Raw genomic sequence first — 8,560 nt, 5'->3', positions numbered from 1 at the left:
GCTGGGGAGGCCGAAAGGACGCGCCCAATGGCCCGAATGCCGGTGCCGTTGAGATACATCTGAACGGCCTGCGCTTTTGTCTGAGCGCTGAATTTAGGGGCGCGATCAGTAAAGTACCGACCACACTGCTTACAGCTAAATCGCTGGTAACCCCCCTTGAGGCCGCGCTTGACCGTGGCAGTGCTAGAACAATCTGGACAATCCATCTCAAACCCTCCGGCAAATCCCCCCCAAGCAGTCAAACTAGAATCCCAAATGAGCAAGTTGTAAACAGTCCCGACTTCGGGGGAGGTCGGGTGGGGGCTCAAAGTCCCCGCAATCTCGGCCGCACATCATTGAGAAGCAGCTCCGTGAGCCCCCAGACGAGCGCATCCACCCGATCGGGCGAATGCCCCTCAGCCTTGCCTTCAGGCCCAAAGGCGCAGAGCTCATCTTCAAGCGCCACCAGCCCCTCAGCATGCAACACCAGTCCGCGCCCATAAAGCGCGGCCACCGGTTCCGCGCGCAGCCACTTGCCTCGGCTCGCCCGCACAGCCTTCATCGGCACTGAAGGATCAACCTGTTCGATCATCGTCCGCACCAGATCGCCGCCCTGGTTCACCTCCACCACGAGACAATCCGCCTGATGCGCGTGATAGGCCGCCACCGCCCGCCGCGCCCAAGCCAAAGGTGGCGCTGGTTTGAGCGTTGCGTCTTCCAGTACCACAGCGTTTTCGCCGATGCGCCCAACAACGATAATCCCGCACGCGTCTGACTTGGCCGTCCCCGTCACCGGCGGATCCACTGCCACCACCACGCGGCCTAAACTCTCGGCCACACCGCGCTTAAACATCGCCCTTTGCCAGAGTGCATCGGGCAAGTCCTCGATCATTTCCCCGTCGAGTTCCTGCCGCCCCAGCACGCTTCCCTCGTAGCGCGCCACCACAGCGTCGAGAAAACTCGGCGCAAGATTTCGCGCATTATCCGCGGTCCGCATTCTCACAGTCGTTGCGTGCTCGTCCGCCAAAAGTCTTTTAATCAGCCGCGTCGGTCGGGGCGTTGTTGTCGCCAACTGCCGTGGACGATCCCCCAGCCGAAGGCCAAACTGCAACATGTCCCAAGCCTCCTCGGCATTGGGCCATTTGCCGATCTCATCGCACCAGGCGGCAGCAAATTGCGGCCCGCGAAACCGCTCCGGGTCCGAGCCCGTCATAATCGCGGCCTCCACCCCATTGGGCCAGATCAGCCGCGATTTTCCGCGTAAAACAGGACGTTCCTCATCCGGATGCACAGCCAGCAAGCCGCTTTCGCCGCGCACCATGATGTCCACCGCCTCGGTCATGGTTTCGCCGACCAGTGCAATGGGCCCGATGCCGCGTCGCGCCAGCCGCCGCACCCATTCCGACCCGGCTCTGGTTTTCCCCGAGCCGCGACCGCCGAGCAGCAACCATGTGGTCCAGTCTCCCGGCGGCGGCTTTTGCTCGCGTCTGGCCCATTTAGGCCAGCAGAAATACATTTTGTAGGCCTGCTCATCGGTGAGGCCCTCGACCCGTCGCGCGTTATTTTCGCTCGGACTGGTCAAGACGCTTGATCAGCTTATTGCGAATGTCCGTCATATCGCGACGACTGGGCGCCTCCACATTGCGTTCGCTTGCGCCCATCTTCAGCACGGCATCGAGCGTCTTCACCTCAGCGGCGAGCAGTTTGGATTTCTGGTCGATTGGCATATCCGTCGCTTTCTCCAATGCGCTGATCTGGTTTCCCAAAAGGCGCATAATTCGAGCGATCAAGAGCGCTGCCGTTGGCGTGTCTTTTCGCGAGGTGGTCCAGAGTTGGTTCTCGCGTTTGTAGCGCAGCTGTTTAAGAGAAATTCCGTGGCGCTGGCAGATCACGCGCGGAGAGAACGAATGGCTCTCATATTCCGCGCGAACGATGTCCCAGTTCGGCGTTGCGTTCCGAAACATCCCCTCGCCCCAGACCCAATTTCTTGATCATGCCTGAAAGCTACCATCTCTGCGTGACGCGAGGATAAGAGGGATAAGTTTTAGTCGATCTCGCCGTCCGGCAGCGCAACATAGATCAGCACGCTCATGATGAGGATGAACACGCGGAAGGCCGATTCCAGCCCGTTCCACGTTTCGGACATCCACATGCCAAACCACTCGCCGCCAATGGACATGAAGCCCACCTGCCAGACGAGAAATCCGAATGTTAGCCCAGCGATGGCCCAGGATTTTTGGCCGTTAAAACTTCCTGCGCTTGCGTTGCGTGCCCTATAGAGCCTTGCTGCGCCCACCCAACAAGCGACGGCAGTCGCCAGTTCAGCAGCAATAATAAGGATATAGGCGATGTGGTGCGCAATCTCATTTTCGATGGCGCGATAGGTGGTCCCTGCGTCAGGAAACACCGTATCCATCGCCAACACATGCTGCACGAACGCGAAGTTTGAGCCATAGTCGGTGATATTGCCGAAGGCCACGAGGCTCGCATAAAGCGCCACCGCAGCAACAGTGATCACCTTGCTGATCCTGAGCACAAGCATTCCCGCCTCCATTATTCCGTGCGGGTTATTTGACCCGATTTCTATTCGCCCGACTTGGTAGACGACTCGTCCCGCCGAAGCGATCTCGCGATTATGTCAGGCCCCAAATATGCGCTTGGCTTCCAGCGACAGCCCAAGCCCAACACTCCCCAACACGTCGGTACGGATCACCTCAGCCTCTGGGAAACGCGCCTGCAATCGGTTCGCTACCGCCGGAACCAGCGTCGAACCGCCGGTCAAGATCAGGCTGTCAATGTCAGACGCCTTTACCCCGGCCTGCGCCAGCGTTGCGCCAATGGTGGTTTCGAGCTTGCCAATCGAGTCATCAAGCGCCTCGGCCAGCTGCTCGACACTTATGTCGGTGCGAATGTGGCTACCGTTTACGTCGAAGTCGAACGCCGACACTGGCTTATCGGAAAGCTCAATTTTGGAGCCTTCCACCGCGCCAATCAGCCGATGTCCAAGCCGCTCCTCAACGAGCGTTATCATCGTCTCGACCCGCTCAGCTTCCACAGCTTCCCGCATGGTCGAGCGCAGGTCCCGAATAGCCTGTGCATCATAGAGCCGGTTGATCCGGTGCCAGGTCGAGAGGTCGTAATAGGGCGCAACCGGAAGGTGACGCTTCCCGTCCTTGGTCATGCTCCCGAGGCCGAGCTCAGGCATCACCCGGCTCATCGCCAACAGGCGGTCAAAATCGGTCCCCCCGATATGAACGCCGCCCGTGCCCAGAATATCGTCGGAACGGTCGGCCTTGTCGGCATTGCCCGGCGCAACCTTCACCAGCGAAAAGTCCGAGGTACCGCCACCCAAGTCGATGATCAGCGCCAGACGCTCGCCATTGACGTGACGCTCGTAGTCCAGCGCCGCCGCGATCGGCTCGAACTGGAAAGCGATATCCTTAAACCCCTGCGCGCGTACGGCGGCTTCCAACTGGTCTTGCGCCTGCCGGTCCGCTGCCGGATCATCATCCACGAACTGCACCGGACGACCGAGCACAACCTGTGTCAGCTCATCGCCCAGATGCGCCTCAGCGCGCTTTTTCAACTCAGCGACATAGGTGCCGATGATATCACCGTAGCCATAGCGCTTGGCTTTGATGCGGGTCGTGTCGTTAAAGAGGCTGGTGCCCAAAACACTCTTAATCGAGCGCATCAAACGCCCTTCGGCGCCGGTCACATATTCCGCCACGGCATCGCGGCCAAAGTGGATTTGATTGTCTTCAAAGCTGAAGAACAGAACGCTCGGAATGGTCGCGCTTCCATTTTCCAGCGGCACCAGATGGGGCTGGTTGTCAGCGCCAATCCGTCCAAGCGTAGAGTTGGACGTGCCAAAGTCGAGGCCGCAGGAAAGTGTCATAGTCAAGCTGTCCGGAGAAAGCGCGCTTTAGCGCGTTTAGAGGACGGCTCTCATAGCGAGGGATGGCAGGCCAGACAATCGCCCAATTGTCACGCTGCGGTTTTTCGCTCCTGCGATGGACGGAAATCCACCACTTCAAGGCGTGCCAAGCCACGACGCTGCGCACGGCGCACGGCCATGTTTGCTGCGTCTAGCACTTCACGATCGAACGCTCCCTGCGGATTGACCACGGCGAGACCCATGCTCAGCGTGACCTGACCGGCGTGGCTTTCCTTGTTGGCAATCGCCAGAGTGCGCACGCCCGCAGCGATCTTTGCCGCGATATCGCGGGCCATCAAATTGGGCATGTCTGGCAGGACAAGGACAAAACCGGCGCGACCATTGCGCAAGCAAGCCTGCTCATTAGGCACGTGTGAGCGGATCAAATGCTCCAATTGCTCCAGGCAATCTTCCACGCCGTCGCGTCCGTAAGACGAGAAATAACTGGCGTAGACGTCCATTTCGAGGGCGAGAACGCAGAGCGACACCTTGCGCTCAGCTGCGCTTTCCCAGGCCCGACGCAAGCTAGCGTCGATCCGTTGCGCTGGGCGAAGCTTCTTTCCGGGACGTTTGGCGATCTCGGCCTTGCCATAAGCAGGTTCAGAACCACCAGGAGCACGGCTCAGCGCGGCGCGAACGCGCGCCCAAAAGCCGTTGTCACCACTCATTGTCACCCGATTCATATAGCCCGTTCCTAGGCAGAAGTCAGTTGCCCACAGTCAACACAGGTTTCAGTTAACACAAGGTAACAATACCTAGTTAGATGTGCTCAGGCGGCTCCCATTCTGGCCAATCCACAGCATGTTCTTCCCATTCTTCCGGGTCGACTTCACTTTCAAGATAAGTCCGCCCCGTTACCGAAACTCCCACATCAATAACTGTTTGCGGGTCGCCCGAAACCAGAGGGTGCCACCAGGCGAGCCCTTTTCCTTCCGCAATACGGCGATAGGCGCAGGTCGTGGGAATCCACGCGATCTCTCTCACATTTTCGGGAGTGAGTTTAATGCAGTCCGGAACAATGGCCTTGCGGTTCGGATAGTCGGTGCATTTGCAGCTATCCCCATCCAGCAATTGGCAGCGCACGTCGGAGGTGATGAGGGTTCCCGTGTCCTCGTCTTCCAGCTTGATCAGACAGCACCGGCCACACCCATCGCAGAGCGCTTCCCACTCGGCCGTGGACATTTCTTCGAGTGTCTTCTCTTCCCAAAAGGCCATGTTTACTCAAACTGTGTTATCGTGGGGCTGGAAGAAATACTTGGGACGAAACCGTCCACGGTCATTTTCCAGTCACACCATTGCATAATGCCTGTGTCCCAGACAAATACTGGGACGACGCGGCGCGGGACCAAATCTTGCAAGATCCATTCTACATCAAGGAAAAGAAGCGAAAGCCCCAAAGCGGCATGCTGGCCGCCGACGCTTGGCTCGATTCTTCCCTTTATGAGTTTTGGAACGCGCTTGGTCGAGGCTATACGCGATTTCAGGACTTTATGTCCCGTTTTCATGTCACCGGTGTAAAGCGCTTCGTCGTCGAAATCCTGTCCGACGCCTTTTCCTTTGGGGCCATCGGCGCGGTGCTCATGACCGCCCTCGCCCTCCCCGCCTTCGACATCACAGATCGCGGAGCCTTCAATAAGGCCGAGGATTATTCGGTGATCTTCCAGGATCGTTATGGCGCCGAGATCGGCCGCCGCGGCATCCGCTCGGACGATAGCGTCGCGCTCGACCAAATGCCCGACTATCTGGTCAAGGCAACACTGGCGACCGAAGACCGACGCTTCTACGAACACTTCGGCATCGACGTCGTCGGGACGCTGCGCGCCCTCATGAGCAATGCGCAAGGCGATCGCGGTACGCAGGGCGGCTCGTCCATCACCCAACAGCTGGCCAAAAACCTTTTCCTGTCCTCAGAGCGCACACTCGAGCGTAAAATCGTTGAGGCGTTTTTGTCGGTCTGGCTCGAGTGGCACTACTCCAAAGACCAGATTCTCAAACTCTATTTCGACCGCGCCTATATGGGCGGCGGCAATTATGGGGTGACCGCCGCCTCTGAGTTTTACTTTGGCAAGCGCGTTCAGGACATCAACCTGTCCGAAGCCGCCATGCTGGCGGGCATGTTCAAGGCTCCGGGCAATTATGCGCCCCATATCGACCTTGCCGCTGCGCGTGGCCGCGCCAATCTGGTACTCACCAATATGGTGGCTGCCGGCTTCCTCACGGAAGGCCAGGTGACCGCCGCACGTCGCAATCCCGCTGCCGCCATAGACCGCCGCAAAGACATCGACTCCCCGAACTATTTCCTCGACTACGCTTTTGAGGAAACAAAGAAGAAGATCGAGGAACGCGCGGCCAACGGCAATAATTTCGTCGTCCGCACGACAATCGACACAACGCTGCAATCCTATGCCGAGGAAGCCATCACCTCGGTTATCCGCGACTCTGGCGAACAGTATCGCGTTGAGCAGGGTGCGATGGTGGTCACCGATACTGAAGGTGCTATCCGCGCCATGGTTGGCGGCACCGATTACGCCAAGAGCCAGTTCAATCGCTCAATCGTCTCCAATCGCCAACCCGGCTCCGCCTACAAGCCCTTCGTCTATGCCGAAGCGATGGAGCAACTCGGTCTCAAGCCGAGCGATCGCATCTCAGACGCGCCCGTGTGTATCGGCGATTGGTGCCCGCAGAATTATGGCCGCAGCTACCGCGGACAAACCACCCTCATCTCTGCCTTTGCCTCGTCGATTAACACCGTCCCGGTCACGCTTTCGATCAAAACCGGACGCGATAAAATCGCCGAGTTGTCCTATCGCATGGGCCTCCGTCAGGAATATCCGGTCACGCGCTCCCTCGCCCTCGGCGTGGCGTCGGTTTCCGTGCTCGATATGACCAGCTCCTACGCGGTCTTTGCCAATCATGGCTACAAAACGCCCGCCTATGGCCTGACGCGCCTTATCGACTCCCGCGGCGAAACCGTTTGGGAATATGACGAGACGGCCCCGCGCGAGCGCGTTCTCTCTGAGCAGACCGTTGCCTATATGAATGAAATGATGCGCGCCGTTGTCACCTCCGGCACAGGCCGTCGCGCGCATATTGATGGCGTGCCCACCTTGGGCAAAACCGGCACCACCACTTCGTATCGCGACGCGTGGTTTGCAGGCTTCACCGGCAATTATGTTGCCGCTGTGTGGTTCGGTAACGACGATTATCGCACCACCAATGATCTCACCGGCGGTCTGCTGCCCACTGTCGCCTGGCAGAAGTTCATGGCCTATGCCCATACCAATATCGCGGTAAAACCCGTCTTCGGCATTGAGTTTGACCTGCCAGAAACCTTGATCGCCGCAGCACCGGAAGAAACCGAAGAAGAGATCGCGCAACGACCGCCCAATCTCAAACCCGCTGCTGCCAGTAAGCTCCTCGACCTCGCCGCGCGCCTCTCGTCCAGCCAGTCATCGGACCAGCTTGCTACAGCGCCATCGGCCGACAGCCAGCCGACGCTCTAATCAGGTCACGCCTCCCGGCCTTCGGCGCTAAATTTTCGCGAAAGCCAATATACAGAAGACCCCGCGCAATATCTTCAGTATCGGCCCGAATCTATCTCCAGATAGCCAGCCACATCTTTACCAACACCCCCAAAAAACAAACAAACAACACCAGACTTTGTTGCATAACTGCAACTACGGGTAAATCACCAGAGCCAGACTCAGAGTCTATTTTTATTCTTTACCGACAATAACTAAATCAAGATAAGCACCAGGACACAATTCACAAAACCAGAATACCAGATACACCTCACATTCTTGAAGTCTAAACACAATCATGGAACCATATGGGCCTCAACCAATGGGCGAGGGCTAAATGTTCAAGAAACTTTTTATTGTAGCCGCTGCTAGCACAGCAGTTACTCCTGCAGTCTTTGCTGCAGACTTGTATACTCCAGTTGCAGACCCACCAGTTTACACCGCATCTGGCTTTGACTGGACCGGCATCTACGCCGGCGCCGTCGGCGGCTATGTGTGGGGTCGCTCAACGTCCACTCCTACGACAGGCGGCGCAACAACTACCATCGACCCCTCGGGGGGCCAAATCGGCGCCACCGCCGGTGTAAACGGCCAATTTGATCAGTTCGTTCTCGGCCTCGAAGGCGAAATACTCTGGTCTGGCGCCAGCGGCTCAGCGCAAATTGCCGGCGCTGCCGCCACAGATATCGCTACCGTGAAATCGGATTGGCAGGGTGCCATTAAGGCACGTGCAGGTGTGGCCTTCGATCAGGTACTCATTTACGCGCACGGTGGTTTCGCATTCACTGACTATTACGCGAAGGCAGATCTTGCTGGCGTATTCGAAGGAGACTACCGCACGAGCCGTACAGGCTGGACGATTGGAGCGGGCGTGGAAATGGCTGTCACCGAGAATGTAACCGTGAAAGCGGAATATGCCTACAGCGACTTCGGTAAATGGACTGGGACTGTTGCAGGCGGCGCAGCAGCTGGCGATTACGAGTTCACTCACCACACCCACGCGATAAAAGCTGGTGTGAACTTCCACTTCTGAGTTCCTCCTCCCGTGCATGGGGTGGTTAGGGCAGCTTCGGCTGCCCTAATCTTTTCAGCGGTTCCATCCCCTCGCCCCTTCCGAAGCAGC

General features: G+C 58.1%; 8 protein-coding genes. 2 read left to right on the top strand and 6 right to left on the bottom strand.

Annotation, left to right across the window (positions count from 1 at the left end; all coding sequences use genetic code 11):
• Positions 1–304: 304 nt before the first annotated feature.
• The 6 genes from JHC09_RS07730 to JHC09_RS07705 all read right to left on the bottom strand — a co-directional run bounded on the left by JHC09_RS07730 (position 305) and on the right by JHC09_RS07705 (position 5,131).
• On the bottom strand, positions 305–1,561 hold the full coding sequence (locus JHC09_RS07730) for a terminase family protein (RefSeq protein ID WP_248308919.1): 1,257 nt from the start codon (positions 1,559–1,561) through the stop codon (positions 305–307).
• Positions 1,539–1,943, bottom strand: coding sequence for a hypothetical protein (locus JHC09_RS07725; RefSeq protein WP_199531445.1), 405 nt, complete (start codon positions 1,941–1,943; stop codon positions 1,539–1,541). The genes JHC09_RS07730 and JHC09_RS07725 overlap by 23 nt, the downstream gene beginning before the upstream one ends.
• Positions 1,944–2,023: 80 nt before the next feature.
• Positions 2,024–2,521, bottom strand: coding sequence for a DUF2165 domain-containing protein (locus tag JHC09_RS07720; RefSeq protein ID WP_199531444.1), 498 nt, complete (start codon positions 2,519–2,521; stop codon positions 2,024–2,026).
• Between the two features lie 96 nt (positions 2,522–2,617).
• A complete protein-coding gene (locus tag JHC09_RS07715) occupies positions 2,618–3,877 on the bottom strand; it encodes an Hsp70 family protein (protein ID WP_199531443.1) in 1,260 nt (419 codons plus the stop codon).
• An 89-nt stretch (positions 3,878–3,966) separates the two neighbouring features.
• Positions 3,967–4,599 carry a diguanylate cyclase gene (locus tag JHC09_RS07710; protein WP_199531442.1) on the bottom strand — a complete coding sequence of 211 codons (633 nt, stop codon included), beginning with the start codon at positions 4,597–4,599 and terminating at the stop codon, positions 3,967–3,969.
• 76 nt (positions 4,600–4,675) lie between these two features.
• Positions 4,676–5,131, bottom strand: a complete 456-nt coding sequence (locus JHC09_RS07705) for a YcgN family cysteine cluster protein (RefSeq protein ID WP_169194667.1) — start codon at positions 5,129–5,131, stop codon at positions 4,676–4,678.
• Between the two features lie 137 nt (positions 5,132–5,268).
• On the opposite strand from JHC09_RS07705, the gene JHC09_RS07700 reads away from it, so the two are divergent.
• The gene (locus tag JHC09_RS07700) at positions 5,269–7,419 is read left to right on the top strand and encodes a PBP1A family penicillin-binding protein (RefSeq protein ID WP_211200586.1); all 2,151 of its coding nucleotides are present in this window, start codon (positions 5,269–5,271) and stop codon (positions 7,417–7,419) included.
• A 355-nt stretch (positions 7,420–7,774) separates the two neighbouring features.
• Entirely contained in the window at positions 7,775–8,470 is a 696-nt protein-coding gene (locus JHC09_RS07695) for an outer membrane protein (RefSeq protein ID WP_199531441.1), read from the top strand.
• The last annotated feature ends 90 nt before the right edge of the window (positions 8,471–8,560 follow it).

The organism is Devosia sp. MC532, from assembly GCF_016461625.1.
GTDB lineage: Bacteria > Pseudomonadota > Alphaproteobacteria > Rhizobiales > Devosiaceae > Devosia.
The sequence above is the reverse complement of the archived record's forward strand: the minus strand, read 5'-3'. Positions and strand labels throughout refer to the sequence as shown.

Coding starts and splice junctions, on each gene's coding strand:
- JHC09_RS07725 (WP_199531445.1), bottom strand. CDS start 1,943: ATGTTTCGGAACGCAACGCCGAACTGGGACATCGTTCGCGCGGAATAT.
- JHC09_RS07720 (WP_199531444.1), bottom strand. CDS start 2,521: ATGCTTGTGCTCAGGATCAGCAAGGTGATCACTGTTGCTGCGGTGGCG.
- JHC09_RS07715 (WP_199531443.1), bottom strand. CDS start 3,877: ATGACACTTTCCTGCGGCCTCGACTTTGGCACGTCCAACTCTACGCTT.
- JHC09_RS07710 (WP_199531442.1), bottom strand. CDS start 4,599: ATGAATCGGGTGACAATGAGTGGTGACAACGGCTTTTGGGCGCGCGTT.
- JHC09_RS07705 (WP_169194667.1), bottom strand. CDS start 5,131: ATGGCCTTTTGGGAAGAGAAGACACTCGAAGAAATGTCCACGGCCGAG.
- JHC09_RS07695 (WP_199531441.1), top strand. CDS start 7,775: ATGTTCAAGAAACTTTTTATTGTAGCCGCTGCTAGCACAGCAGTTACT.